Source organism: Halorubrum distributum JCM 13561 (genome assembly GCF_000337395.1).
Lineage (GTDB): Archaea > Halobacteriota > Halobacteria > Halobacteriales > Haloferacaceae > Halorubrum > Halorubrum distributum.
Genome location: NZ_AOJF01000051.1, coordinates 1 through 26,774 on the forward strand (window position 1 = coordinate 1; position 26,774 = coordinate 26,774).

The 26,774-nt window shown below is 71.3% G+C and carries 25 protein-coding genes and 1 pseudogene; 11 read left to right on the forward strand and 15 right to left on the reverse strand.

The window, feature by feature from the left end; genetic code table 11:
• The 3 genes from C470_RS11780 to mutS all read right to left on the reverse strand — a co-directional run.
• On the reverse strand, nt 1-457 hold a 457-nt coding region (locus C470_RS11780), incomplete at its 3' end, for a hypothetical protein (RefSeq protein WP_008367474.1).
• A gap of 79 nt (nt 458-536) precedes the next feature.
• Nucleotides 537-2,345, reverse strand: coding sequence for a DNA mismatch repair endonuclease MutL (mutL, locus tag C470_RS11785; protein ID WP_008367476.1), 1,809 nt, complete (start codon nt 2,343-2,345; stop codon nt 537-539).
• Nucleotides 2,335-5,271, reverse strand: a complete 2,937-nt coding sequence (gene mutS, locus C470_RS11790; RefSeq protein ID WP_008367478.1) for a DNA mismatch repair protein MutS — start codon at nt 5,269-5,271, stop codon at nt 2,335-2,337. Before mutS ends, mutL begins: the two co-directional genes overlap by 11 nt.
• Nucleotides 5,272-5,392: 121 nt before the next feature.
• On the opposite strand from mutS, the gene C470_RS11795 reads away from it, so the two are divergent.
• Entirely contained in the window at nt 5,393-5,950 is a 558-nt protein-coding gene (locus C470_RS11795) for a DnaJ domain-containing protein (protein ID WP_004596979.1), read from the forward strand.
• A 28-nt stretch (nt 5,951-5,978) separates the two neighbouring features.
• Here the strand turns inward: C470_RS11795 and mobA are convergent, their stop codons facing one another.
• Entirely contained in the window at nt 5,979-6,665 is a 687-nt protein-coding gene (mobA, locus tag C470_RS11800) for a molybdenum cofactor guanylyltransferase (RefSeq protein WP_008367480.1), read from the reverse strand.
• A 149-nt stretch (nt 6,666-6,814) separates the two neighbouring features.
• On the opposite strand from mobA, the gene pdxS reads away from it, so the two are divergent.
• The gene (gene pdxS, locus C470_RS11805; RefSeq protein WP_008367482.1) at nt 6,815-7,723 is read left to right on the forward strand and encodes a pyridoxal 5'-phosphate synthase lyase subunit PdxS; all 909 of its coding nucleotides are present in this window, start codon (nt 6,815-6,817) and stop codon (nt 7,721-7,723) included.
• A 391-nt stretch (nt 7,724-8,114) separates the two neighbouring features.
• On the opposite strand, the gene C470_RS11810 is transcribed toward pdxS, so the two are convergent.
• From C470_RS11810 to C470_RS11830, 5 genes and pseudogenes are all read right to left on the reverse strand, one after another.
• Nucleotides 8,115-8,591, reverse strand: a complete 477-nt coding sequence (locus tag C470_RS11810) for a hypothetical protein (RefSeq protein WP_008367484.1) — start codon at nt 8,589-8,591, stop codon at nt 8,115-8,117.
• Between the two features lie 97 nt (nt 8,592-8,688).
• The gene (locus C470_RS11815) at nt 8,689-9,096 is read right to left on the reverse strand and encodes a hypothetical protein (RefSeq protein WP_008367486.1); all 408 of its coding nucleotides are present in this window, start codon (nt 9,094-9,096) and stop codon (nt 8,689-8,691) included.
• A gap of 504 nt (nt 9,097-9,600) precedes the next feature.
• A pseudogene (locus tag C470_RS11820) lies at nt 9,601-10,822 on the reverse strand (ABC transporter permease).
• On the reverse strand, nt 10,819-11,655 hold the full coding sequence (locus tag C470_RS11825) for an ABC transporter ATP-binding protein (protein ID WP_008367488.1): 837 nt from the start codon (nt 11,653-11,655) through the stop codon (nt 10,819-10,821). Before C470_RS11825 ends, C470_RS11820 begins: the two are co-directional and overlap by 4 nt.
• Nucleotides 11,652-13,082, reverse strand: coding sequence for a hypothetical protein (locus C470_RS11830; protein ID WP_008367490.1), 1,431 nt, complete (start codon nt 13,080-13,082; stop codon nt 11,652-11,654). Before C470_RS11830 ends, C470_RS11825 begins: the two co-directional genes overlap by 4 nt.
• A 233-nt stretch (nt 13,083-13,315) precedes the next feature.
• On the opposite strand from C470_RS11830, the gene psmA reads away from it, so the two are divergent.
• The gene (psmA, locus tag C470_RS11835) at nt 13,316-14,107 is read left to right on the forward strand and encodes an archaeal proteasome endopeptidase complex subunit alpha (protein WP_008367492.1); all 792 of its coding nucleotides are present in this window, start codon (nt 13,316-13,318) and stop codon (nt 14,105-14,107) included.
• A 119-nt stretch (nt 14,108-14,226) separates the two neighbouring features.
• On the forward strand, nt 14,227-14,625 hold the full coding sequence (locus C470_RS11840) for a helix-turn-helix domain-containing protein (protein ID WP_049897948.1): 399 nt from the start codon (nt 14,227-14,229) through the stop codon (nt 14,623-14,625).
• 186 nt (nt 14,626-14,811) lie between these two features.
• Here the strand turns inward: C470_RS11840 and C470_RS11845 are convergent, their stop codons facing one another.
• The 3 genes from C470_RS11845 to C470_RS11855 form a co-directional block, all read right to left on the reverse strand.
• Entirely contained in the window at nt 14,812-15,015 is a 204-nt protein-coding gene (locus C470_RS11845) for a hypothetical protein (RefSeq protein ID WP_049908364.1), read from the reverse strand.
• 177 nt (nt 15,016-15,192) lie between these two features.
• Nucleotides 15,193-15,576 (reverse strand): DsrE family protein, encoded by a 384-nt coding sequence (locus C470_RS11850; RefSeq protein WP_004596952.1) that lies wholly within the window; start codon nt 15,574-15,576, stop codon nt 15,193-15,195.
• A 2-nt stretch (nt 15,577-15,578) separates the two neighbouring features.
• Complete coding sequence (locus C470_RS11855) at nt 15,579-15,824, reverse strand: sulfurtransferase TusA family protein (RefSeq protein ID WP_004596950.1); 246 nt, start codon at nt 15,822-15,824, stop codon at nt 15,579-15,581.
• A 161-nt stretch (nt 15,825-15,985) separates the two neighbouring features.
• On the opposite strand from C470_RS11855, the gene C470_RS11860 reads away from it, so the two are divergent.
• The 3 genes from C470_RS11860 (at nt 15,986) to C470_RS11870 (ending at nt 18,247) form a co-directional block, all read left to right on the forward strand.
• On the forward strand, nt 15,986-16,243 hold the full coding sequence (locus C470_RS11860; protein WP_004599559.1) for a DUF7542 family protein: 258 nt from the start codon (nt 15,986-15,988) through the stop codon (nt 16,241-16,243).
• 133 nt (nt 16,244-16,376) lie between these two features.
• Entirely contained in the window at nt 16,377-17,225 is an 849-nt protein-coding gene (locus C470_RS11865; RefSeq protein WP_008367494.1) for a universal stress protein, read from the forward strand.
• Between the two features lie 110 nt (nt 17,226-17,335).
• Nucleotides 17,336-18,247, forward strand: coding sequence for an acetamidase/formamidase family protein (locus tag C470_RS11870; RefSeq protein WP_008367495.1), 912 nt, complete (start codon nt 17,336-17,338; stop codon nt 18,245-18,247).
• Nucleotides 18,248-18,253: 6 nt separating this feature from the next.
• Here the strand turns inward: C470_RS11870 and C470_RS11875 are convergent, their stop codons facing one another.
• Nucleotides 18,254-20,272: a helicase HerA domain-containing protein gene (locus C470_RS11875; RefSeq protein WP_008367496.1), complete on the reverse strand. Its 2,019-nt coding sequence runs from the start codon at nt 20,270-20,272 to the stop codon at nt 18,254-18,256.
• A 136-nt stretch (nt 20,273-20,408) separates the two neighbouring features.
• Here C470_RS11875 and C470_RS11880 point away from each other — a divergent pair, with 136 nt between their 5' ends.
• Nucleotides 20,409-20,771 (forward strand): DUF5518 domain-containing protein, encoded by a 363-nt coding sequence (locus C470_RS11880; protein WP_007996582.1) that lies wholly within the window; start codon nt 20,409-20,411, stop codon nt 20,769-20,771.
• A gap of 482 nt (nt 20,772-21,253) precedes the next feature.
• On the opposite strand, the gene C470_RS11885 is transcribed toward C470_RS11880, so the two are convergent.
• Both C470_RS11885 and C470_RS11890 read right to left on the reverse strand, forming a co-directional pair.
• Complete coding sequence (locus C470_RS11885) at nt 21,254-22,918, reverse strand: tryptophan--tRNA ligase (RefSeq protein ID WP_008367497.1); 1,665 nt, start codon at nt 22,916-22,918, stop codon at nt 21,254-21,256.
• A gap of 116 nt (nt 22,919-23,034) precedes the next feature.
• A complete protein-coding gene (locus tag C470_RS11890; protein WP_004596935.1) occupies nt 23,035-23,832 on the reverse strand; it encodes a TOBE domain-containing protein in 798 nt (265 codons plus the stop codon).
• A 104-nt stretch (nt 23,833-23,936) separates the two neighbouring features.
• Here C470_RS11890 and C470_RS11895 point away from each other — a divergent pair, with 104 nt between their 5' ends.
• Genes C470_RS11895 through C470_RS11905 form a run of 3 tightly spaced genes read left to right on the forward strand, consistent with a single transcriptional unit; the run spans nt 23,937 to nt 26,435 of the window.
• Complete coding sequence (locus tag C470_RS11895) at nt 23,937-24,920, forward strand: substrate-binding domain-containing protein (RefSeq protein ID WP_008367500.1); 984 nt, start codon at nt 23,937-23,939, stop codon at nt 24,918-24,920.
• Between the two features lie 2 nt (nt 24,921-24,922).
• Nucleotides 24,923-25,639: an ABC transporter permease gene (locus tag C470_RS11900; protein ID WP_004596931.1), complete on the forward strand. Its 717-nt coding sequence runs from the start codon at nt 24,923-24,925 to the stop codon at nt 25,637-25,639.
• Between the two features lie 43 nt (nt 25,640-25,682).
• Complete coding sequence (locus C470_RS11905) at nt 25,683-26,435, forward strand: ABC transporter ATP-binding protein (protein WP_004596930.1); 753 nt, start codon at nt 25,683-25,685, stop codon at nt 26,433-26,435.
• Nucleotides 26,436-26,774: the final 339 nt, after the last annotated feature.

Sequence of the window (26,774 nt, forward strand, 5' to 3'; positions counted from 1 at the left end):
AGATGTGTATAAGAGACAGGTCTAAGACGTAGCGCAGCGCCGCGGTGAGCGAGTCCGCGCCGATCGACAGCAGGTGGCGCGCGCCCTTCGTGCGGTCGGCGTGATAGAAGCTGATCTCGCCTTCCGGCTTGGTGTTCCGCTCCGGCATCACCACCAGGTCCTGTCTGCTGGGGTCGTGCCGGAAGACGAGGACGTCGGTGAGCGAGTCGGCCCCGTAGGTGACCACGTCGTGGAGCACGCTCCACTTCTGTGGCGTCTCCTCCGCGAGCGCGTCCGTATCGACGACGTTCCGCATGGTCGTCGCCGTCGAGACGCCCTCCAAGCCGGACCCGCGTCGCTCCCGAAGCCACGCGAGGATCCGCTCGACGACGTCGCGGAGGCCGTCGGGGCCCGAGAAGCGGCCCGCAGACCGCTCTCGCGGCAGCGACCCCCGCGTCACGTCGGTCCGCTCTCCCATGCGAGTACCCCCGGTCCCATCGTGTTAATAGGTATCGGTCAGAGACCCCCGTTCGGACGCGGAGCGCTCGGACCGCGCCTCACCGGTCCCGACCGAATCCGGCCGCGAACGTCGCCGCGTCGACGGCGAGGACGGTCGGACGGCCGTGCGGGCAGGCGTACGGGCGGTCGCACTCGCCGAGGCGGTCGAGGAGGTCCCGGAGGTCGCCGTCGGCGAGGTCGTCGAAGTCGCCGCGCTTGAGCGACGGGTGACACGCGAGGTCCGCGAGCAGGTCGTCGCGGGCGTCCCGCGCCGCCCCCGAGTCGCTCCCCGAGACCGCCGCGAGCGCGTCGCGGAAGGCGTCCGCGTCGGCGGTCCGGCCGAACGGCGCGGGGACGGTCCGCAGGCGGCGCGTGCCGCCGCCGAACGCCTCGGTCTCGAAGCCGAGCGCGGCGAGGTCGTCGGCGTGCGCCCTCGCGGCCGCCGCCTCGTCGGTCGACAGCGAGACGGTCGCCGGCGGGTCGAGCGCCGCGGTCGGCACCGGGTCGCCGTCGAACGCGCGGGCCAGCCGCTCGTAGTTCACCCGCTCGTGGGCGGCGTGGCCGTCGATCACGAGGAGTTCGTCGCCGGCCTCGACGAGGACGTAGAGGTCCCGGAAGACGCCGAGCGGATCGGCGTCCGCGAACGCGCCGACGCGCGAGCCGTCCTCCTCTCCGACCGGGTCGAGCGCGGAGTCGAGGTCGGTGGCGACGTCCGCGGAGCGCCGGAGGTCCGCGCCCGTAAGCGCGTCCTCGACGACGGACGCGACCGCCTCGGCGACCGCGTCGGCGTCGCGGAGCCCCACCTCGCGCTTCGCCGGGTGGACGTTCGGGTCGACGCGGGAGGCCGGGAGGGAGACGTCGACCGCGGCGACCGGCTCGCGGCCGTCCGGGAGGAGCCGGCCGTAGCCGTCGCGGAGCGCGGCCGCCAGCCGGTCGTTCCGGACCGGGCGGCCGTTCACGGAGACGCGGACGTGGTCGCGGGTCGAGCGGGTGACAGAGGGGTACGCCAGGACGCCCGCGACGCCGACGGAGACGGGGGCGTCGCCCGTGGCGTCCGGGCGGGCGACCCCGAGGTCGACGCTCGCGTCGACCGTCGTCGACCGGCTCGCCGTGTCGCGGTCGTACACGGCGAGCAGCGCGTCCGTGCGGTCGGTCCCGGGCGTCGACAGCGTCGCCGACCCGTCGTGGTCGAGCGAGAACGCGACCGACGGGTTCGCCAGCGCGTAGTCGGCGACGAGCGAGGAGATCCGCGCGAACTCCGCGTCCGCGCCCGCGAGCGACTCTCGGCGTGCCGGCCGGGTCGCGAAGAGGTCCTCGACGACGACCGTCGTTCCACGGGCGCGGCCCGCGGGCTCGACCTCGACGTTCGAATCCGAGGCCGGCGTTCCGGCGGCTCCCGCGCTCTCGCCGTCGACGACGACCCGCGTGCCGACCCCGTCGCCGGGGCTCGTGACGAGTTCGAGCCGGGCGGCCTCCGCGATCGCCGCGAGCGCCTCGCCGCGGAAGCCGAGCGACTCGATCCCGACCGGGTCCCCGTCGGGCGCGAGCTTGCTCGTCGCGTGGCGCTCGACGGCGCGGGTCGCGTCCGCGCGGCCCATCCCTCGGCCGTCGTCCGCGACGCGGATCCGGTCGGTTCCGTCGCCGTCGACGGCGATCTCCACCCGAGAGGCGTCCGCGTCGAGCGCGTTGTCGACGAGCTCGCCGACGACCCGCGCGGGCCGCGTGACGACTTCGCCGGCCGCGATCCGGTCGACGGTCGTCCGGTCGAGCCGGCGGACGCGACCCGCGTCCTCAGCCGCGTCTCCGCGGGCGTCGGCGGCGCCTCTCCTTCCGGACGCGCCGCGGTCGCCGTCCCGCTCACCCGTCATCGTCGACCCTCGACTGGAGGTCGTGGAGGGCGTTCAGCGCCTCGATCGGCGTCATCCGCGCGAGGTCGAGGTCGCGGAGCTCCGCGGCGAGGCCCGGGGGGGCGCCGGCCGCGACACCATCGTCGGGGTCGGTCGGCGTGCGCGCGGGGTCGCCCTCGGTCGACGCTTCTGTCCGCGGCTCCGTCTCGGTCGGAGAGTCGCCCGCCTCCGGACCTGTCTCGTCTCGCTCCGCCGACGCCTCCTCAGCGAGGAACTCCCGCAGCGACGCGTCGCCGTCGCGGTCCGCGTCGTCCGACATCTCCTCGTCCGTCGCCCAGTCCGCACCGGTCTCCGTCCGGCCCGCCTTCCGGTCCCTGTCCGCCTCCTCCGCGGCGACGAGGTCGCGGGCGCGGTCGACGACCGGACCCGGAACGCCGGCGAGCTCCGCGACCTCGACGCCGTACGACGACGAGGAGGCGCCGGGGACGACCCGGTGGAGGAACGTCACGTCGCCGTCCTCGCGGGTGGCGGTGAAGTGGAGGTTGAAGACGCGCTCGCGCTCGTCGGCGAGGTCCGTGAGCCCGTGGTAGTGGGTCGCAAAGAGGGTGGTCGCCCCGAGTTCGTCGTGGAGGAACTCGGCGGCCGCACGGGCGATGGCGCGGCCGTCGGTGGTGGCGGTGCCGCGGCCGACCTCGTCGAGGAGGACGAGCGAGTCGGCGTCCGCGTCGTGGAGGATCTCCGTCAGCTCGCTCATCTCGCGCATGAACGTCGACTGCCCGCCCGCGATGTCGTCGGAGGCGCCGACGCGGGTGAACAGCCGGTCGAAGACGGGGAGCGTGGCGGCCTGCGCGGGGACGAACGACCCCGTCTGCGCCAGCACGACCGCGAGCGCCACCGACCGCATGTACGTCGACTTCCCGCTCATGTTCGGCCCCGTGATCACGGCGACCGACCCGCGCGGGAGGTCGGCGTCGTTCGGCACGAACGACTCCTCGGTCCGCTCGACGACCGGGTGCCTGCCGCCCTCGATCTCGACGCCTGCGGCGGGGTCGCTGGCGCCGCTTCCACCCGCGCCGCCCGCGTCGGCGCCGCTCGCGCCGGCGTCGGCGTCCCTCTCGCGCAGTTCGGGCCTGACGTAGTCGCGCTCGACGGCGACCGCCGCGAGCGAGGTCAGCGCGTCGAGCTCGGCGAGCGCGTCGGCGAGGTCCTGTATCCGCTCGGTCTCGGCAGCGACCCGCTCGCGCACGTCGACGAACAGCTCGTACTCCAGGGCGTCCGCGCGCTCGGCGGCGCCGACGATCTCCTCCTCGCGCTCCTTCAGCTCCGGGGTGACGTAGCGCTCGCGGTCCTTCAGCGTCTGCCGGCGCCGGTAGTCGTCGGGGACCCGGTCGCGGTTGGCGTCGGTCACCTCGATGTAGTAGCCGTGAACCTGGTTGTGACCGACCGACAGCGAGTCGATCCCGGTGCGCTCGCGCTCGCTCGCCTCCAGGTCCGCGACCCACTCGCGGCCCTCGCGCTCGGTGGCGCGCAGGTCGTCGAGGTCGTCGTCGAACCCCTCGCGGATCACGCCGCCCTCGGTGATCTCCTGTGGCGGGTCGGTCGCGATCGCTCGGTCGATCAGCTCGCGGACCTCGGTCAGCTCGTCGAGCCGGTCGCCGAGGTCGCGGAGGTGCTCGGTTCGGGGGAGGGCGGGGTCGTCGGTGGTGGCGCGTTCCTCTCCCTCCGCGCCCGCGAGCGTCGCCTTCAGATCGGGCACGACCGCGAGCGTGCGGTGTAGCGAGCGCAGGTCGCGGGCGTCGGCCCGCCCCCGCGAGACGCGGCTCACCAGCCGTTCGAGGTCGTAGGCGGTCGCCAGCGCGTCGGCGACCCCCTCGCGGGCGAGGCTCCGGTCGGCGAGCTCCCCGACCGCGTCGTGCCGGCTCCGGATCGCGTCGGCGTCGACGAGCGGGCGCCGGAGCCAGCGCTCCAGGCAGCGGCGGCCGAGCGCGCAGTTCGTCTCGTCGAGCGCGTCGAACAGCGTGTCGCTCGCGCCGAGCCCGCGGTTCTCGAACAGCTCCAGGCTGCGCTGGGCGGCCGCGTCGAGCCGGAGCCGGTCGCGGGGGTCGTACCGCCGGATTCTGGTGACGTACGCGAGCGGTCCGTCGTCGCCCTGCGTGTACTCGGCGTACGCGAGTACCGCGCCCGCCGCGCGGAGCTCCGCGTCGGAGTCGAACCGCCGGTCGGGCGCCGGGAGGTACGGCTCCAGCCGCTCGGTCGCCGTCCGGCGGTCGAAGGCGCCCGCGTCGTAGTCGTGGGCCGTCCAGCCGCGCTCGGCGTCGCTCGGTTCGAAGTCGGGGGCGTCCGGCCCGGCGATGAGCTCCGCCGGCGCGATCCGGTCGAGCTCGCCCGCGACGGCGTCCGCGTCGCCCGACGTGACGAGGCACTCGCCCGTCGAGACGTCGACGGCGGCGAGGCCGACGGTCCCGGGTGCGGCGTCGGCCTCCCCGTCGTCCCCGCCGGCCGCCACCGCCGCCACGTAGTTCGTCGTCCCCGATTCGAGGAGGTCGTCCTCGACGACGGTGCCGGGCGTGATCACCTCGGTGACCGCGCGGTCGACGAGCCCGGAGGCCTGCTCGGCGTCCTCGACCTGGTCGCCGACGGCGACGCGGTAGCCCGCGTCGAGCAGCGATTCGAGGTAGGGGGCCGCGTTGTCGATGGGGATCCCGGCCATCGGGTAGTCGCCGGTCGAGTCGGACCGCTCCGTCAGCGTCACCTCGCAGACGCGGGCCACGGTCTCGGCCGCCTCGCAGAACGCCTCGTAGAAGTCGCCCACCTGAAACAGCACCAGGGCGTCCTCGTGGGCGGCACAGAGGTCGGCGTACTGCGAGAGCATCGGCGTGAGCTGCTCGCGGGCGGTCGCGATCCCGGGCGGCAGTCCGGTCGCCGTCTCTCGGTCCGCCGGTTCCATACCCCGTACCCGGGCGGCCGCGGGCATAAACGGTACGGAGCGGCGCGCCCGGGCGTCCCGAGTGGTCCGCGCCCCACGGCTGCGGCGAGAGCCTTACGGTCCTCCGCCCCCGAATACGACCGTGACGAACCGAACGATCGTCGTGGGGCTCGCCGGAGCGTTCGTCGGCATGACGGCGCTGCTCCTGATCGGCGGGGTCGTCCTCCACCCGATCGCGCTGGCGCTCGCGGTGCCGTTCGGCGCCGTGTCGTACTTCCTCTGGTACCACGCCAGCGGGCGCCTCCACGACCAGGCCCGGCGGTCGGCCGAGCAGGCGGGTCCGACGGAGCGCGAGCGCGCCAGACAGCGCGCCCGCGCCGAGGCCAACCGGGAGCGCGCGTACCGCGCCGCCGGCACCGACGGCGGTCGCGGTCCGAGTGCGGGTCCGGGGACGGGGCAGCGCGGCGCTCGCGGTCCCGGCGGAACCGGAGCCAGAGACCCCCGAGACCGCGCGCCAGCGACCGACAGGATGACCGAGCGGGAGGCGTACGAGACGCTCGGGCTCGATCGGACGGCCGACAGCGAGGCGGTTCGCCGGCGGTACCGCGAGCGCGCGAAGCGGCTTCACCCGGACGGCGAGGACGGCGACGAGGAGGGGTTCAAGCGGCTCAACGAGGCGTACGAAGTGCTGAAGAACTGATCGACGGGTCGCTATCTCCCGCCGACTCTCACTCCGCGCCGAGCGCCGCGGCGACCGCTCGTTCGGCCGCGTCGAGTTCGGACTGCGTGTTAACGTTCGTGAAGGTGCGCTCGGTCGTCAGCGACCGGATCGCCTCGTCGTCGACGACGACCGCCTCCAGTTGGTCCGCCATCGCGAGTATCTTCCTGTCACCCCGGTCGAGCGCGCGGTCGCAGGCGTCCGCGGCCGGCCCGGTCGCGTAGACGGCCTGCGTCGTCTGATACCAGCGGTCGTCGAGCCGCGGGATTACGGCGTCGACCCCCGGGTCCGCGGCCGTCTCGCGCAGCGCGGCGAGGAACGACGGGTCGACGAACGGCATGTCGCAGGCGACGACGACGGCGTACGCGTCGGTCGCCGCTCGACAGGCGTTCCGGATCCCTCCCAGCGGGCCCAGGTCCGGTTCCTCGTCGAGCGCCCAGCGGACGGGGAGCGAGACCCCCGACAGCGCCTCCTCGATCGCCTCGCGCTGGTCCGGGCGGCAGTTGACGACGAGCTCGTCGACGACCGAGTCGCCGCCGCCCGCGCGGTCGGCGCCGGGCGGGACCGGGTCGTCGATCCCCGCGAGCCGGTTCGCGACGCGGCGGATCATCGGGACGCCGGCGATCGGCGCGACCGATTTGTCGGCGTCGCCGAAGCGCGTCGAGCGGCCGCCCGCGAGGATGGCTCCGGAGGTCACGCCGGCGGCTTGGGCGGCGGGGGACTTCGCGGTTGCGGTGGTGACGACCGGGTGGGAATCCCGTCTCGGCTCGATCCGCGAACGACGCGCTCGCCCGCCCATCCGCCCGAAAGCGACCCGTTAAGTGGCCGGCGACCCAATCCATATTCATGCCAGAGGCCACGGATCTCGAGGAGCTGAAGCGGGGGACTGAGCTGGTCAAGCGCGGCTTCGCGCAGATGCAGAAGGGCGGCGTGATCATGGACGTCGTCAACCGCGAGCAGGCCCGCATCGCGGAGGACGCCGGTGCGGTCGCCGTGATGGTCCTCGAACACGTCCCGGCGGACATCCGGAAGCGCGGCGGCGTCGCGCGGATGCCCGACCCCGAGCGCGTCCCCGAGATCATCGACGAGGTGTCGATCCCGGTGATGGGCAAATCGCGGATCGGCCACCGCAAGGAGGCCGAGATCCTGGAGTCGCTCGGCGTCGACATGATCGACGAGTCGGAGGTGCTGACGCCCGCGGACGACGAGTACCACACCGACAAGCGCGACTTCACCTCGCCGTTCGTCTGCGGCGCGCGTAACCTCCCCGAGGCGCTCCGCCGCATCCGCGAGGGCGCCGCGATGATCAGGACGAAGGGCGAGGCCGGCACGGGCGACGTGAACCAGGCCGTCAAACACCAGCGCACCATCAAGAACCAGATCCGGACGCTCACCGGCCTCAACTACGAGGAGCGCGAGAAGTGGGCCCGCGAACACGGCGCCCCGCGCGACCTCGTCCACGAGACCGCCGAGGCGGAGCGGCTCCCGGTCGTCAACTTCGCGGCCGGCGGCATCGCGACGCCCGCCGACGCCGCGCTGATGATGTACCACGGCTGCGACGGCATCTTCGTCGGCTCCGGTATCTTCGGCGCGGAGGACCCAGAGGCGATGGGCACCGCCATCGTCGAGGCAGTCAACAACTGGGACGACCCCGACGAGCTCGCCCGAATCGCGAGCGGCACCGGCAAGGGAATGAAAGGCCAGTCCAACGAGGACATGGAAGAAGAAGAGAAGCTCCAGGGCCGCGGCGTTTAGAGAGGTGTTTTCGGTAGCGGGGCGATTTCTTTTATAAATAGAACTGCGGTGGCGCGTGCCGACGAGCAGCCGTCAGGCTGCGAGTCGCACGCGCGAGGGACGCCGCGAGCGACCGCAGGGAGCGAGCGGCGAGGTTGGGGAGGCGTGCGGTGCTGTGCGGTGGTGGGTGGGACTCAAAGGGGCAGCCGGGAGGCCGGCGCAGGCGATGTAAGCACCGCAGGGAGCGAACGGAGTGAGCGACCGAGGAGCGCAGCGAGCGTGCGCCGGCCTCCCGGCTGGGGCTTTGGAGGCGGTCACCGCAGAGCGAGAGATCACGTACAGCCTCCCGGCTGGGGCTTTGGCAGTGTTCGCCGCCGATCCGCAGTCAGCTATTTATAAACGAACGGAGGACTCATGACGACTCGCTCGTTCCCGTCGAGAGTCGAGTAATCCCCGCCCCGACACCGTACCCGACGAGCCCGATCACGACCGCGAACAGCAGCCCATATTTAAATCCGTACTCGATCCCGCCGAGCAACTCCGCGCGCGCAGATTCGTATCCGTACCCAAGCATTCGCGGGTGGTTGTACCGCGTCGACCCCGCCCAGCGACCGGTGAGGGAGCCGACGAGCGGGGGGAAGGCGAACCACCAGAAGCCGACGAGCCACAGCGAGCCGACGGTCGGGAGGAGGCCCGCACCCGCGAATCCCGCCGCGATAGCGATCCCGACCGCCAACGCGATCCAGCCGAGGGAGAGCCCGACGTCCAGCCCGAGCGCGAATCCGACGGAGGCGAGCGGGAGGATCCCGCCCACCGCCAGCGCCAGCAACTCCCTCGCCGGGGAGGCACCGACGATGTGCGGGGAGGAGCGCACGCTTTCGAGGACCATGCCCGGCGGGTGGGTCGCCGCGCGCAAAAGCGGTTCGGGGCTCAGGAGTCAGCCGGGCCACAGCGAGGGCGGTCGACGAAGTCGACCCGAGAAACGCTCACCGCTCGTCGTCGTCGTACACCCACGCCCCGACGACCTCCTCGTCGCCGTCGCGACGCCAGCGGACCGTCACGACGTCCGGGAACCGGATCGAAATCCGTACCGCTTCCCCGTCGATCGCGTCGTCCGGCCCGAGGTCGTCGTCCAACTCGGCCCACGCGAGGGTGTCGGACTCGCCCGCCTCGTAGTCGGTGCTGACGTTCGTGACGAACACGTCTCCCGCGCGGAGCCGCTCCGTCCCGCCGGTGTGTTCGATCGTCAGCCGGTTCGGCGCGTCGTCCGCGCCTTGATACTCGAACGCGAAGCAGGCGAACTCCTCGCAGTCCGTCAGCTCGCGGTACCCGAGCGCGCCGAACCCGACCGCGCCCGCGCCGAGGAGGACGACGGCCCGCCGCTTGGGGGACATAACCAGCCGCACGGAACAGCGACAAATAGGCGTTTGGCTAACCAATCGTGTTTATAAATGTCTGATTGTGGATCGCCGGTGAACGCCTCCAAAGCCCCAGCCGCTCACTTATAAACGCTCGACTACTGACCAGCGGAGAACACCGCCAAAGCCCCAGTCGCGAGGCGGGCGCACGCTCGCTGTCGCCCGAAAATCGTAGATTTTCGGGATGACGAGACGCCTCCGGCGTCTCGAACCACGCCCCTCAGTCGTTCGCTCCGCTCACTCCTTGCGGTGCTTACGTCGCCTGCGGCCTCCTCGCGACTGCCCCTTTGAGTCCCGCCCTACACCGCTCCGCACAGCACCTCACACCTCCCCAGCCTCGGCGGACGGCCCGGCGCGGGTGGTGCCGCGCCGGACCGCCGCCTCCCTCGCGGTCGGCTCGCGCCCTCCGGGCGCTCGCCGGCGCGCCGTTCGACTTTTAAATAGCACAGCGCGGTGCGGCTAGTCGACGACCGCGCGGAGTCAGTTCCGCAGCGCCTCGACCGGCCGCTCGTTGGCGGCCTTCCAGGCGGGGTACGCGCCGCTGACGATCCCGACGCCGACGCCGAAGACGAGCGCGAGCAGGAGGTAGTAACCGTTCGTCGGGTCGAGCACGAGCGCGGCGTCGACCGCGGGCGTCGCGAGGACGAGCCCGGCGACGAGCAGGACGGTGAGCAGCGTGCCGGCCGCGGCGCCCGCGGCGCCGATGAGCCCGGCCTCCGCGAGCAGGACGCGGAGCACGTCGCGGCGGGCGACGCCCACCGCGCGCATCACGCCGATCTCCTGTCTGCGCTCGACGGTGCTCATCAGCATCACGTTGAGGATCGAGACGCCGGCGACGACCAGCGAGATGGCGCCGAGCCCGAGCAGGAACGTCGAGAGCAGGTCGAAGAACTCGTTGATCTCGTCGACGAGGGCGGCCAGCTCGAACAGCTCCACCCGGTCCTGGCGGGCGTTCACTGACTCGCGGATGGCGTCGGACGCCGCGCGCGCCTCGGCGCCCGAGTCGGAGACGACGAGCGCCTGCGCGTAGCCGTCGGCCGAGAACGCCGACTCCGGCAGGAAGACGGCGTCGTCGGGCGCCACCGGGCTGAACGTCTGGCTCTCGACCAGCACCGCGATCACCCGCACCTGCGAGCCCGCGATCTCGACGGTGTCGCCCGCGCCCGCCTCGAGGTCCTCGGCGATCCCCGCGCCGAGGATCGCGCCCTGCCGGTGGCGCTCGGGGAGTCTCCCCTCGGCGGCCTCGTACGCCAGCGCGGGCTCCTCGACCCNCTCAGAGATGTGTATAAGAGACAGCCTCGACCCCGTACACCGTCGCGAACGTCTGGTCGCCCTGCCGCGCGACCGTGGCGCTGTCGGAGTACAGCGGGACCACGGCCGGTTCGCCGACCGCGCGCCGGATCGACGCCACGTCCGCGTCCGACAGCGACTCCACGCCCGCGTCGTTGTTCGGCGAGACGACGACCTGCGTCCCGATGTCGCCGATGGCGTCGTCGGCGCCCAGCGCCAGCACGTTCCCGAAGATTCCGAGCGCCGCGACCGCGAGCACGCCGATACAGACGCCCAGCACCGCCAGCACCGTCCGCACCCGGTTCCGTCGCAGGTTCCGCGAGGCCATCGACACCGCCGGGCGCCAGCCGCGCAGCCAGCCGGAGAGTCCGTCGGTGAGCCCGCTCGCCGCTCGTCCGTCGCCGTCGCTCATCGGTCGTCCCCCGTCTCCCCCTCCGGCGGCCCGTCGGCCGGGAGCCCGTCGGCCGGGAGCCCGCCGGTCATCTCCCCGTCGGTGAGGTCGACGACGCGGTCGGCGTACTCCTCGACGAGCGGGTCGTGCGTCACCGCGACGACGGCGACGCCCTCGGCCTTGACGCGCTCGAACTCCGCGAGGATCGCCTCCCCCGTCTCGGTGTCGAGGTTCCCCGTCGGCTCGTCCGCGAGCAGCACGGCGGGCTCGTTGATCAGCGCGCGGGCGATGGCGACGCGCTGCTTCTGCCCGCCCGAGAGCTCGCTCGGCTCGTGGTCGAGCCGGTCGCCGAGCCCGAACCGCGCGAGCAGGTCCGCCGCCCGGTCGCTCGCGTCGCCGGGGTCGAACGCGGTCGGCATCGCGACGTTCTCGACCGCGGTCAGCGTCGGCAGGAGGTGGAAGTCCTGGAAGACGAACCCGATCGACTCCTTGCGCGCCCGCGTCCGCTCCGCGACCGAGAGGTTCGTCACGTCGGTTCCGTCGAGGAGGCGCCGGCCCGCGGTCGGGTCGTCGAGCAGCCCGAGCACGTTCAGCAGCGTCGACTTCCCGGAGCCGCTGGGGCCGACGACCGCGACGAACTCCCCGGGCCGCACCGCGAAGTCGACGTCGTCGAGCGCGACGACCGGCTCGCCGCCCCCGCTCGCGTAGCGCTTGTCCACCCCTCGAAGCGCGACGCCGTAGTCATCGCTCGGGGCGGTGTTCCCGCCGCTCGCGTCGGCGCCCGCCTCGTCAGCGACGGCCGCCGCGGCCGCGTCGTCCGCGGGCTCCGCGCCGAGTCCGGCGTCCCCGCTCACGGCGCCGATCCGTCGCGTCGCCGCGCCGTCGAGCCCCCGACCCGTCCGGTCCTGACCGCGACGCCGACCGCGCCGGCGAGACCGAGCAGCGCGAACCCGCTCGCCACCGCGCCCGCTGCCCCAACGCCGCCGACGCCGATCCGACCGAGCGCGCCGCCGCCCGCGTCGTCGTCGTCCGGTTCGGGCGCCGCTACCGTCAGCGTCTCCGTGTACCGGACCCCCCGCTCGGTGTAGGTGACGCGGATCGGGATCTCGTCGGCGACGGAGGCGTTCACCGCGGTCGACAGGTCGAACCCGACGAAGTCGCTCGCGCCGAGCGTCCCGACGAAGTACTCGCCGCCCGTCGGCGTCGGCTCGACGCCGGGCGCGTCGCCGACCGAGACGACCGCGCCCGTCAGTTCACCGTTCCCGGCGTTGCCGAGGTTCGCGTCGACGACGACCGCGCCGTCCTCGCCCTCGCGGACCGTCGCGTCGGTCACGGTCGGCGTCGCCTCGCGCACCGGGTACGTCACCGTCGACTCCGCGGTGCGGTCGGCGCCGCGCTCGTTCCGCTGGTCCGTGTCGGCGCGGAACGCGGCGGTCACCGTGACCGCCGACCGCCGGTCGAGCGGCCCGAGGTCGACGATCACCCGCCGCTCCTCGCCGGGCGCGACGTCCTCGACGACGAACGGGCCGACCGAGACGGTCTCTGTGCCGTCGCCGGAGCCGTTCGCGCCGTCGCCGCCGACCGCGGTCCCGACGGCCCGGAGGCTGACGCGGTCGGCGGTCGTCGTGCCGGTGTTGACCACCGTCACCTCGACGGGCGAGTCGGCGATCGGCGGCGCGTCGCCCTGGCCGCCGGCGTCGCCCGTGTCGAGCCCGCCGCCGCCGCCGAAGATCCCCTGAATGCCGCCGACGCCGAGGTCGCCGGCCGAGGCTTCGCCATCGTCGTCGCTCCGGAGGTCTTCGGGGTCGAGCGCGCGGGTCCGCAGGTCGAGCGCGACCTGGGTCGGCCGAACCTCGATGACGGTGTCGCGACTGACGGTCACGAGCTCGCCGCTCGTCGACTGGTTCGCGACCGCCTCGACGGTGAGCCGCCTTTCGCCCGGCTCCTCGAACGCCGTCCACAGCGTCGCGTCGAGCGAGTCGCCCGCGGAGAGGGCGCCGACGCCCGAGACGCTGTCGAGCACGTCGCCGTCGGCGTTCCGGACGCGGACCTCGGTGACGTTCGCCGCCGCGTCGCTCCCGCCGGAGTTCGAGACGGTGACGTTCAGCGCCGTTCGCTCGCCGACGGTCGGGTCGCTCGGCGACGTCCCGACCTCGCCGACGGTGATCCGCGCGTCCGGTACCGCCGCCGCGCCGCCGATCGCGAACGCCCCGCCGACCGCCGCGAGCATCGTCAGCGCGGCCAGCAGCGCGGCTGTGGTTCGTGTGAGCGTCAATGTCATATCTCCTAAGCGACCGTCGAGGATATATCCGTCGGCGACGGAAGCGTCCCCGTAGCGCCGCGTCGCGACGGACGCGACGAGAGCTCTTTCTGATCCCGTTCGGCGACCGGTGGGCCGCCGGACTCGCGGTTTCGGCGGCCTCCGAGACGTACCGGTTACGGATGCTTTTTCAACGGGCCGACGTAAATGGCAGTAATGAGCGAACGCGACACCGCGCGAGCGGGGGATCGGCGATGATGGGGAACAACGACCAGCAGGCGTACGACCGCGGCACGTCGCTGTTCTCGCCGGACGGGCGCATCTACCAGGTCGAGTACGCCCGCGAGGCCGTCTCGCGCGGCGCGCCGAGCGTCGGCGTCCGGACGACCGACGGCGTCGTCTTCGTCGCGATGTCTCGCCCCTCCTCGTCGCTGATGGAGGCCGAGAGCATCGAGAAGCTCCACAAGCTCGACGACCACGTCGGCACCGCGAGCGCGGGCCACGTCGCCGACGCCCGCCAGCTGATCGACCTCGCGCGCCGCCAGTCGCAGGGGAACCGCCTGCGCTACGGCGAGCCGGTCGGCGTCGAGACGCTGACGAAGTTCGTCACCGACCACATCCAGGAGAACACGCAGCGCGGCGGCACGCGCCCCTACGGGGCCGCGCTCCTCATCGGCGGCATCGACGACGGCGAGCCGCGCCTGTTCGCCGCCGACCCCTCCGGCACGCCCAACGAGTGGAAGGCGACCGTCATCGGCGGCGGCCGGCAGGAGATCCAGGGCCACCTCGAAGACGAGTGGACCGACGACCTCTCGCTTTCGGACGGCATCGAGCTCGCCGTCGCGGCGCTGGCTGCCCACGACGACGAGTTCGAGCCCTCGGACCTCGCGGTCGCGGCGGTGACCGAGGCCGACGGCTACCGGACGGTCCCGGTCGAGGAGGTCGAAGACGCGTTCGAGGCGGCGGGCCTCGACGCCGACGACGCGGAAGCTGCGGACGGCGACGAGTCCGAGGCCGACGACGCGGACGGCGACGACGCCGAGTAACGATCAGTCCCGGAGGCGCCGGGACCCCGACCGGTGGCAGTCCGCTCCGCGCCGTGTGCGTGATTGTACGTCGTACACACAACACTTATCACGGCGGAAACCCTCTTTTACGGCGTAAAATGCCCGATTCGATGTCTGAACAGCTCCAACGAGACATGGAGTGCGAGGGGTTACTCGAGTGTTTCCACGGCCTGAAGCAGTTGGACAAGGACTGCTACCAGGCGCTCGTGTCGTCCGACGAGGCGCTCACGATCGACGAGGTCGCGGAGCGCGTCGACCGCGAGCGCTCGACCGCCTACCGCGCGGTCCAGCGGCTCCTCAAGGCCGGCTTCATTCAGAAGGAGCAGATAAACTACGAACAGGGCGGGTACTACCACGTGTACCGGCCGACGGACCCGTCGCAGATCGCCGACGACATGCAGCGGATGCTCAACGACTGGTACGCGAAGATGGGCCAGCTCATCGGCGAGTTCGAGGAGAAGTACGAGCAGCCCGAGCGCGCCGCCGTCAAGAACTGACCGGGAACCGCCCCAACGGTCGGGACTGGCCGTTCGTTCGGGAGCCGCCTCAACGAGCAACGCTCGGCGCGAGCGGCCGGTGTCGGCCTCGCGTCGGTCCTTCCGGGGGGAACGCGGCTACCGGCCGGATTCCCGTTCCGGCGTTCGGTGCGGTTCGTGCGGCGTTCCGCGCGCTGTTTCCCGTCGCTATTCCGCGTAGAGGAGGGTCCGTCGGCAGTCGGGACAGACGTACGGGACCGGCGCGAGGATCTCGTCCGCTCGGAGGCCGCCGAGAAACCCCTCGTTCGACCCCTGAGAGACTATCGAGAGCGACCCCACGGCGTCGGTTCCCTGTAGCTCCATCTCTTCGAGCGGTTCTTCACAGTCCGGACAGCGCTTTTCAGCGGGCACGTGTGCGGTTTATACACTACTTTCGGAAAACGGTGTGGTCCGGCCTCGCACGGCTCGGGCACGCGCTGCGCTCGCGCCCGCAGAGGCCCCCTCGGCGAGCGGCCGTTTCGGACGGCGACGCGTCTGGAGAACGGACGGAAAGGGGGAAAACCGGGAGCGGTGACGCGGCGCCGACGCTCAGAACGTGAACACGTGGTCGGCCTCGTCGGCGGCTTCGAGGAACGTGACCGCGCCGGCGAACTGCGTCGTCAGGTCGTCGTCGATGGCGTCCTGCTCCCACTGGAGCATGTCCAGCGTCGTCGTACACGCGACCGAGGTGACCGCCTCGCCGCCGTCGGCGATCAGCTGGTCGAGCATGTCGTAGGGGTTCGGCATCCCCTCGTCGAGGAGCGGCTGGACCGAAGAGAGGTCCTTCTCGCCCTCCAGCAGGTGCGTCAGCCCGTCGAAGGTGAAGTAGAGGAACACGTCCGTGTCCATCGTCAGCGCGACGTGGCCGAGGTTAGTCGCCATCGCGAGGTTCTTCGGGTCGTCGTCGGAGATGATGATGCCGATTTCGTCCATGCTCACTCCTCCTTGCGGACGTAGTGGGTGTACACGTCGTCGCCCTCCTCCTGTTCGAGGAGCGTGACGCCGTCGGTACCGGTCGCCCACCCGTCGATGTCGCTCACGCTGCCCGGATCGGTCGCGACGACTTCGAGCACCTCGCCGGGGGCGAGGTCGTCGATCGCGCCCTTCGTCTTCACGATGGGCATCGGGCAGCTCAGTCCTTTCACGTCCAGCGTCTCCGCGATGTCGAGTTCAGTGCTCATGGGTCAGTTGATTGTACGCAAGGGGCAATACTACCCGAGACGATTTTAATCTTGTGTGTTTATTCCAATATTGGGGTGCGCCGGAGTGACGCCGGACGGCGAATCGGTCGGACCGACCGCCGATGGCGGTACTTACGGTCGTCGGGGCCGAAGCCGGGGCCATGTCGACGACCGTTCGCGTTCGCTGTACCGACTGCGCGTACGAGGAGGCGTTCGACTCGCTCCGGCGGGCGCGGACCGCGCTCGACGACCACGAGCGCGAGACGGGTCACGCCGTCGACTGGGAGATCGGCGGGCTGGCCCCCGGGGTCGAGCGCGCGGGCGACGACGCCGGCGTCTGCGGCCGAGAGGGGTGTGCCAACCCGGACTCGCCCCTCCTCGATCACGACCCATCGACGGCGTCGGACCCGAGCGCCTGAACCCGGTCGCCCGGCGGGAGCGACCGGTCTCCGATCGCGCCTCCGCGACCGCGACCCGTGGATCGTGAGTGGGACTATAAATTGGATATTGTACAACAAAAGCAATATTACTGGCGAGAGCGAACGGGGACGTATGCGTATCGTATTCGCGACGGACCTATCGGACGCGAACGAGGCGGCGATCGAGTCTCGGACCTGTCTCGAGTGCCTCGACAACATCGGCGTCCGGGAGGTACACCTGTTGACGGTCGTGCCGGACAACGTCTCCAGCGGGCTGCCGGGAATGGAGGCTGCCACCGACGCAAAAGAGGCGCTCGCCCCGCAGCGGCGCGTGTTCGAGCGCGCGGGGTTCGACGTGGAGACCCACGTCGCTCGCGGGACTCCGCACCGGCGCATCAACGGCTTGGCCGAGCGGGTCGACGCGGACATAATCGTCGTCGGGTCGCGCGGCGAGGCCCCGCTTCGGAACCGGCTCATCGGCGGAACCGTCCGCAACGTCGCGCGGACGGCAGTCAGACCGCTGCTCGTCGAGCGGATCGAGGAGACGCCCGACGGCCACGCGGTCAGGAAGGAACACCTGTTCCAGAACGTGCTGTACGCGACCGACTTCTCCGAGAACGCGGCACGCGCCTACGACTTCTTCCCGGCGCTGACGGGCGCGACCGAGCGAGCGTCCCTGCTCCACGTCGGCGGTCGGGGGGATTCGGCGTCGAGGGGAGACGCCGAGGAGCGGCTGGACGAACTGGCGAGCGACCTCCGCGATCGGATGGGGATCGACGTCGAAACCAGCGTTCGGTCGGGGAACCCCGTCGAGGAGATCACGGCCGAAGAGGAGCGCGTGGGCGCGACGACGACGCTCATCGGCGCGCGCGGGACGAGTCGACTCCGGCGCCTCCTCCTCGGCAGCACCGCTGAGTCGATCGTTGCGCGCGGGACGAACAACGTCCTGCTCGTCCCGCCCGAGGCGACGCCGTCGCGGTGACTCGGTGCGGTGACGTTGCCGCGATGACTCGGTGCGGTGACGTTGCCGCGGTGACTCGGTGCGATGCCGGCGGCCGAGGTTTTTGTCGACGGCGCGTCCAAGACGACGTGATGACACGCGAGACGATCACGCAACGCGACGGCCACGTCTACGAGTTCGGCCCGAAGATGGACCCGGTTTACGAGGCAGCCGACGGCGAGTCGCTGACGATCGAAACGATAGACAGCCTGAACGGCGAGATTCAGACGGACGACGACCTGCTGGACGCGATCCCCGAGGAGGTCAACGCCGCGACGGGACCGATCGCCGTGTCGGGCGCGAGCCCCGGCGACGTCCTCGCCGTCGAAATCGAGGCGGTCAGGGTCGCCGAGGACCGCGGTCGCGTACTCACCGCGCCCGGGTTCGGACTCCTCCAGGACGACCCCGAGATCGACCATCCGGCGACGCGGATCACCGAGGTCGACGGCGACGGAGAATCGATCGACTTCGAAGGGATAGACGTGCCCGTCGAGCCCGTAATCGGGACGATCGGCGTCGCCACGGGCGGCGAGACGGTCTCGACGCTCACGCCCGACGACCACGGCGGCAACCTCGACACGACCGACGTGACCGGCGGGACGACGGTCTACTTCCCGGTCTTTCAGGAGGGCGCGATGCTGGCGCTGGGCGACGCGAAGGCCGCGATGGCCGACGGCGAGATGTGCGGGACCGGCGCCGAGATCGCGGTCGAGGTCGACGCGACGCTCTCGGTGATCGAGAACCCGGCCGTCTCGCCGGACCGACCGCTCCTCGACACCGGCGACGCGGTGAAGACGGTCGCGAGCGCCGAGACGATGGAGGAGGCGGTCGAACTGGCGAACGGCGACATGCTGGACCTCCTGGCGCACGACCACGAGTTCTCGCGCACCGACGCGTACCTCTTTTCGAGCCTCGTCGGCGGGCTGGAGGTCAGTCAGGTGGTCGACCCCCAGGTGACGGCGCGGAACGCGGTGCCGAGCGAGTACCTCTCGCTGCCGTTCTGACCGCGATCAGCGCTCCGACCGCTCGGCGAACCGCCGCGCGGCGTCGCTCAGGCCGGGATCGGTCGGCGGCTCGGCCTCACCGGTCTCACCGGCCTCGGCGCTCTCTTCGGCCTCGGCGCTCGCGGAGTTCCCCTCGCGCTCGGCGGCTGCCTCGTCGCCTTCGGTGGTCGCGCCGTCAGCGCCCTCCAAGGCGGTTCTGTCGTCGGCTTCGGTGCCCGCCTCGCCCTCCACGTCGGCCGGGTCGGCGTCCGGCGGGTAGTGTAGCTCCGCGGGCGGGACGAAGACGCGCTCGACGGCGCGGACGATCTCGTCGACCTGGTCCTCGTCGAGGCGGTCGGCGTACGCCTCGCGGACGAGGTCCGGGACCGCGTAGGCGTAGCTGCCGCGGCCGGCGTGGCGGATGAGCCCCGCGCGACGGATCGGTCGGTGGCGGCTGTAGGCGTGCCCGGAGTCGCCGTCGCCGCCGGCGTCGATGTGCGCCGCGACGGGGTCGCTCGCGCCCTCGCGGCGGTAGTGGCGGAGCATCCCGCGCGAGAGCTCCGGGAGCGCCTCGATCCGCGATCGGAGCTCCTCGATGACGGCCTCTCGGGTGCCGAGTTCGATCGCGTCGTCGAACCGGAGCGCGCTCTCGGCGACGTCGTCGCGGGTGACCGGGTCGACGTCGTCCGGTGTGCCCGACTCGGATTCCGGGGCGGGTCCCGCGGCGTCGGCGTCCGCGGCGTCGGCGTCGCTCTCGTCGATCTCGGCGCCGCCGTCGGCGGCCGAGGCGCCCGATTCGGCCGCGGGATCGGTCCCCGATTCGTCCGCCTCCTGCGCGCGCTCTTCGGTCGCGGCGACCGCCTCGTCGTACGACTTGAGCACGGACTGGTCGCCGCTCTCCGCGTCGTCGCCGTCGCGGGCGCCGTCGGGCCGTCCGGGGTCGGGTCGCTCAGGCATTCTCGCGGCTCGGCCGCCGCCGCCGCGGTACGGCGCCTCCGCCTTCCCCAGCAGCGCCTGCGCGAACTGGTCGGCCATGTCGCTCAGGTCGCGGGCCTCCTCCAGCTCGCGTTCGAGGTCGGCGATCCGCCGGTCCTTCTTCTCGAGCTCCTGTTTGAGGTCCGCGATCTCGGACTCGCGGCGCTCCTTCTCGTCGGAGATGGACTCGAGCTCGCCGACGAGGTCGCTGGAGACCGACTTCAGCTCCGGGCGCTCGAAGTCGTCGAGCCCGGGGGTCGCGCCCGCGTCGAACGTCTCCTTGCGGTGGAACTGGATCCGGCGGATCGACTCGTCCCAGTCGGTCATTAAAAAGGCCTCGCCGTCGCCGAGGTCCTCGACCGCGCTCGCGTACTTCGAGCCGAGGATGCGCCCGACCACCTTCGTGTCGTTGTCCCAGGTGAGCCGGTGCCAGCAGAGCCAGTCGCACTGCGTGATGAAGTCCTTCTTGACGTCGGCGGGGCGCTGGCTGATCCCGACGATGCCGAGGCCGTGTTTCCGGCCGCGCTTGCCGACCTTGATCAGCATCTTGCCCGTCTCGTCCATCCCGCCGCCTTCGGGGATGTACTCGTGGCACTCCTCGATGACGAGCAGGAAGGGCTTCTTCATCCGCTTCTCCTTCGCGAACAGCTGTTTGACGACTTCGAGGAGGAGCTCGTTGGCGGTCTCCTCTTCGAGGTAGCCGGAGACGTCCAAGATGATCGGGACGTTCTGCTCTAAGGCGAGGGTCGCGAGCTTCTCGGCGTGCTCGGGGGAGACGACGATGTCGCACTCGTCGTCCGCGCCGGCGTGAAGAATTTCATACTCTTCTTTTAAACCGTAATATTCACCGTCTGTGTCCACGATCATGACAGGAAATCCGTTAGATAGCAGATTTTCTATCACGACACTTGCGGTGTTGCTCTTCCCGGACCCGCTCTTCCCCGTGATGAAGGACCGACCGGTGAGCACGTCGACGACCGGGAGTTCGACCGGAGAGCCGGGTTCCGCCGTCGCGTCGCCGCCGATCCCCTCGCTGACGTCCGCGACGTGGATCGCCTCCTCCTCGCTCATACCCGTGAGAGGTGGCGCCCGCCTCATAAACTATCGCCTCGGTCGGCGGGCGGTGGCATCGGTTGTGGGCGGAGCGCGACCGGGCCGCGTTCCGCGGTCCGCAAAACGTATGTCGCCGCCGCGAGTCCGACCGCGCATGGACACCGAGAACACCCTCCTCAACGCGGTCGTCGGCGCTATCGCGTCGGCCGTCCTCTCCTTTACAGGCATCTCACCGCTCCTCGGCGGCGCGGTCGCCGGGTATTTAAATGGTGACGACGGGCTGCGCGTCGGCGCGCTCTCCGGCGCGATCGCGTCGATCCCGATCGTCGGGCTGCTGCTGCTCGCGCTGGTGATCCTTCCGTTCCTGGGTGTCTTCGGGTTCCCGCTCGAAGCCGGCCTCGCGGCCGGGGGGATCGTCCTCGTCGCGGCGCTCATCGTGTTGGGCGGCGTCGCCTACTCCGTGGTTCTGAGCGCGCTCGGCGGACTGCTGGGCGTGTACGTAAAAAACGAGCTGTAAGCCGGTCGCTGTTAGTTATAAAAATCGATTGCGGATCAGCGGCGAACGCCCCCAAAGCCCCAGCCGCTCGGTTATAAACAGCTACCCGTGAATTGGCGGCGAACGCCCCCAAAGCCCCAGCCGCTCGGTTATAAACAGCTACCCGTGAATTGGCGGCGAACGCCTCCAAAGCCCCAGTCGCGAGGACTCGCGCGGCTCGCTGTGCTCCTCACTCGGTCGCTCACTCCGTTCGCTCCCTCATTGCGGTGCTTACGTCGCCGTGCTTCGTCCTCGCGACTGCCCCTTTGAGTCCCGCCCCGCCCAGCACAGCACCTCACGCCTCCCCAGCCTCGTCGCTGGCACCCTCCGCTTCGCTCCGGGAGCCAGCGACTCCCTCGCGCGTGCTGCTCGGCCGCAAGGCGGCCTCGCAGGCACGCGCCACCGCAGCGTTCGTTTATAAAAAGAGCTCGTGAGAGTTGCCCTGCGACCTCAATAGAGCCGCCTCAGTGCTCGCCGCCGGTACCGCGCCGGTCGGAGTCGAGGTCGATGTCGAGGTCGTCGAGCAGTTCCTCGGCCTCCGCGCGCTTCTCCTGATGGTCTTCGAGGAACTCGCGCATGAGCTCTGCGGCCTGCTCCTTACAGCCGCCACAGAGGCGCTCGCCGTTGACGCACTCGGAGTAGACGGTCTTGGTGAGCTCGTCGTCGTCGCCCGCAAGCAGGTAGGCGTACAGCTCGTAGACGGGGCACTCGTCGGCCTCGCCGCCGAGCTCGCGCTGCTTTTCGGCGGTGTCGCGGCCGCCCGTGGTCGCCGCCTTCACCTTGTCGTAGCCGTCCTCGGGGTCGTCGAGCAGCGAGATGTGGCTCGCGGGGACAGAGGAGGACATCTTCCCGCCGGTGAGCCCGGTCATGAACCGGTGGTAGATCGAGGAGGGCTGCCGGAAGCCGAACCCGTCGTGGTCGATCTCGACCTCGCGCGCGAGCGACTCGGCCTCGCCGCGGGTGAGGTCGAACGCGTCGACGTGGCCCTCGAACACGCGCTTCTCGCCGTCGACCGCGTCGATCAGCGCCTCGAACGCCTCGTCGGTCGCGTTGCGGTCGAAGAAGCGCACGCGGGGGCGGAGCGGCTCCTTCCCGCCGGCTTCGAGCTTGTCGAGGGCGCTGGATTTCGCTGCCGCGAGGTCGACGCTCTCGCGGTCGCTCTCCGGCGGCTCGTAGTCGGCGAGCCACTCGGCGGCGTCCTCGCAGCGCACGTCCGAATCCGCGTCCGCGCTCCCCCCCGCGAGGGCGTCGTAGGCGGCCCGGACCAGCTGCCGCTCGTCGTCGCCGAGCTCGAAGGAGGCGAACGCCTCTGTCACCTTGAAGTAGCGCACGCGGGTCGCCAGGTCGCGGGTGAGCCGGACGTGCGGGTCCTGGTCCGGCCCGACCGGGATGACGGTGGGCTTCGGCTCGTCGACGAGCTGCGGGTAGAGGATGTCCGCGGTCTGGGTGATGACGCTCTGCATGTGCGAGATGTTCGTCTCGCCGTCGAAGCCGTAGATCGCCTCGAACTCCGAGAAGTTCGCCTTCGAGCCGAGCTCGAACCCGAGGTCCTGGACCTCGCGGTTGTCGGACTGGCGGTACAGCTCGCCGTCCTCGGCGTCGAAGCCGAGCGCGAGGAGGCTCAGGAGGTAGTTCCGCGCGTGCTCGTCGATCTCGTCCCACGACATCCCGCGCGCGGAGTGGGCCTCGAGGTCGGCGATGAGCCCGAACGCGTCGCCGCCCATCTCCTGGTGCCAGATGATCTCGTCGAACACGAGCTTGTGGCCGATGTGCGGGTCGCCGGTGGGCATGAACCCGGAGAGCGCGGCGAACGGCTCGTCGTTCGCCATCGCCTCCGCGACCGCGTCGTACTCGCGGTGGCCGAAGATGACGCCCCGGCGCATCAGGTAGTGCGGGTCCGGCACCTCGTCGTCGACCTCGTCGAACGCCTCGATGCCGAACTCGGCGAACAGGTCGGCGTAGTCTCCGACCGACGCCGACCCCCACGGGTCGAGCGCGACGTCCTCGGTCGGCTCGTCCGCGCGCTCGGTCCCGCCGTCGGTCCGGGGGGGCGTCGACGGCCCGCCGGCGGCGGCGGACTCGCGCCCGTCGCCGCCCGGCGTCGCCCCCTCGGGGGTGTCCTCGTCCATACCACCTCTCCCGTCGGTCGACGCAAAAACCGTTCGCTTGCGCGGGAGCGGTTGGCACGGCGTGGCGGCCCGAGACGCCCCGCGCCCCCGCAGCGCGGCGACGCCGCGGCACCGCGTCACTCCGCGTGCGCCACCAGCCGCGTCGCGGTCGCCTTCCACCGGATCGAGACCGGATCGCCCGGCGCGAGGCCGAGCCGCTCGATACTCTCGGCCGTGATCAGCGCGGCGACTTCGGTATCGGGGTCGTCGGCGTCGCTCGAGGCCTCCGCCGCCCCGATCGCGATCCGGACCGTCGACACCGTCTCGCCGGGGTCGACTGCCGAGACCCGCCCGTCGAGGCGGTTCCGTGCGCTCGTCGCGTCCGGGTCGACCGCGCTGGCCGCGTCGTTGACGGTGACGGCGTCGGCGCCGATCCGGACCTGAACCGCGTCGCCGGTGGCTATCTCGCTATGTCTGTCGGGTCCGTCGTTCCCGACCGCGTCGCTCCCGCCGTGGAGCCCCGATATTTCCCCGACTTCGGTATCGACGACCGCGAGCTCGCCGTCGACGGCGGTCACGGTACCGTCGAGTACCGTCTCAGGCACCGCCGCGGTCGCCGCGAGAACGGCCTGGAGCCGGTCGTAGCGGTCGAGGAGGTCCCGGCCCGAGGCGGCGAGCCGGCTCCCGCCGCCGCCCTCGCCGCCCCGCCGGCGCTCGACGAGCGTCCCGTAGGCGTCCTCTAAGGCCTCGATCCGCGAGAGGGCGCGGGCGCGCGAGCGACCGAGGGCCGAGGCCGCGCCCGCGACCGACCCCGCCGCGTCGACCGCGCGCAGCAGGGCCGCGTCGCGGCCGTCGAACTCGACGTCGTCCTCGATGAGCGCGGCGCGGCCGCGACCCGCGGCCGCGTCCGGACCCGGTTCGGTCGGCTCTCCCATGTCCCGCGGTTGCGCCCGGGCCGTGATGGCGTTTTCGACCGGCCGCGGTCCGTCGCTTGCCGCGGCACGCAACTTATATGTGGTATCGACCCACCGTTGTATCTATGCCGATACAACGACGCAGGTTCGTCGCGGCGCTGGGCGCCGGAGCGGTCGCGAGTACGGCCGGCTGTTCGTCGACGAACGACGGCAACGGGGACGGAGGCGACGGGGGGAGCGGCGGCAACGGAACCGACGGCGGCGAAAGCGCCGAGGAGTCGATCGGCGTCGCCGGCGAGACCCTGACGCTCACGACGACGACGAGCACGTACGACACCGGACTGCTCGACGAGATCCACACGGACTTCGAGGAGATGTACGGCGTCACCGTCGACGCCGTCGCGCAGGGCACCGGCGCCGCGCTGGAGACCGCCCGCAACGGCGACTCGGACATCGTGATGGTCCACGCTCGCGGGCTCGAAGACGAGTTCATGCGCAACGGGTACGGGATCAACCGCCGCGACCTGATGTTCAACGACTTCGTGATCGTCGGTCCCGAAGACGACCCGGCCGGGATCGAGGGGATGGGGTCGGCGACGGAGGCGCTGACGACCGTCGCCGAGGCACAGGCGACGTTCGTCTCCCGCGGCGACAACTCCGGCACGCACACGAAGGAGCTGAACCTCTGGGAGGCGGCCGGCACCGAGCCGGGCGGCGACTGGTACCAGGAGACCGGCACCGGGATGGGCGAGGCGCTGAACATCGCCAACCAGCAGGGGGCGTACACGCTCTCGGACCGCGGGACCTACATCTCGCAGCGGTCCGAGATCGACCTCACGATCCTCGTTCAGGGGCCGATCGAGGGCGGGCCGGAGATCCTCGCGAACCCGTACGGGGTCATGGCGGTGAACCCCGGCGTCCACGACAACGCCAACTACGACCTCGCGATGGCGTACATCGGCTGGATCACCAGCCCGGAGGTCCAGGAGGCCATCTCGGAGTACCAGGTGAACGGCGAGCAGCTGTTCTTCCCGCGGGCCGTCTCCGAGAATCCGGACTTCCAGCAGTACGTTCCGGAGGGTTGGAGTAGCGACGACTCGGACGAGTAGGCGTGCCGTTCGAATCGACCGCACAGCTCGCGCCGGCCCTGCTCGACGTCTCGTTCAGGGACGGCTACGTCGGGAGCGTCATCGCCGTCTCGCTGTACGTGAGCCTCACCGCGGTGGCGCTGAGCACGCTCGTCAGTGTCCCGGCCGCCGTCGCGATCGGACTCGCCGACTTTCCCGGCAAGGGGTTCGTGAAGTCGGTGGTCAACACCGGAATGGGGTTCCCCAGCGTGGTCGTGGGGCTGGTCGTGCTGTTCGCGGTCTCCAATCAGGGGCCGCTCGGGTCCCTCGAACTGATCTTCACCCGCGAGGCGATGATCATGTCCCAGTTCGTCCTCGCGACGCCGCCGATCACGGCGATCACTCTCGCAGCCGTGAGCGGCGTCGACGACGGGGTCCGGGACGCGGCCCGCGTTCTCGGCGGGACGCGCGTCGACGTCGCGCTGGTCGTGATCAAGGAGGCCCGCTACGGGATCGCGACCGCGGTGCTGGCCGGGTTCGGCCGCGCGGTGAGCGAGGTCGGCTCCGTCCTCATCGTCGGCGGGAACATCACGAGCGCGGACGGCATCTCGAAAACGCGCACGCTGACCACGGCGATCCAGCTCGAAGCGCGGCAGGGCCAGTACGAGACCGCGATGGTGCTCGGCGCGGTGCTCGTCGCGCTCGTGTTGACGGTCAACGCGATCGTCGTCCGCTTCGGCGACCGAGGGGTGGCGGGATGACGCGCCGGGAAAGCGGAGCGATACGCCGCGGGGTGACGGGCTGATGCTCCGCGCGAGACACGTATCGCGCTCGTACGGCGACGAGGCCGTGTTCCGCGACCTCTCGATCGAGGTCGGCGAGGGGGAGGTCGTCGCCGTCATCGGCCCCTCCGGCGTCGGCAAGACGACGCTGCTCCGGACGCTCGCGCTCGCGCTCGAACCCGACGAGGGCGCCGTGACGCTCGACGGGACCGACGTCTGGGCGGTCGACGAGGCCGAGCGCCTCGCGCTGCGCCGCCGCGTCGGGATGGTGTTCCAGGAGGCGAGCCTCTTCGACGGGACGGTCGCGCGCAACGTCGAGTACGGGCTTCGGGTCCGGCGCTCGTGGAGCGACCGGCTCGCCTCGGTCTTCCGGCTGAACGGCGCCCCCGACGCGGTCGAGGAGTCCCTGGAGGTCGTGGGGCTGTCCGACAAGACGGCTCAGCCGGCCGACTCGCTGTCGGGCGGCGAGGCCCAGCGCGTGTCGTTCGCCCGCGCGCTGGCGTACGAGCCGGACGTCCTCCTGCTGGACGAGCCGACCTCCGACCTCGACCCGCGGAACACGGCCGTCATCGAGGAGGCGATCGGCGAGGCGCGGGCCCGCGGGATCGGCGTCGTCGTCGCGACCCACGACATGCACCAAGCCGAGCGGGTCGCCGACCGCGTCGCGGTGCTGCTGGACGACGGGATCACGGAGATGGGGCCGACGGAGAAGATCTTCGAGGATCCCGACAGCGAGCGCACTCGGAAGTTCATCTCGGGCGAACTGGTGTACTAATAAACACCGAGGGGTGACGGGAACCGAGTCGGGCCCGGCGGTCTTGTTTAAATATCCGACGGCTCCGCGGTGAACACCGCCGAAGCGCCAGTCGCTTATTTATAAACAGTCGAATCTGGATCGGAGACGAACACTGCCGAAGCCCCAGCCGCGAGGACAGCGCACGCTCGCTGTGCTCCTCACTCGCTCGCTCACTGCGTTCGCTCCCTCGTTGCGGTGCTTGCGTCGCCTGCGCTGTCCTCGCGGCTGCCCCTTCGAGTCCCGCCCCACCGGAAGACGTTCCTGCTCGCTCCCTTCGGTCGCTGTGCGGGCTGCGGCTTCCGTGCTCCCGCTCGCTTC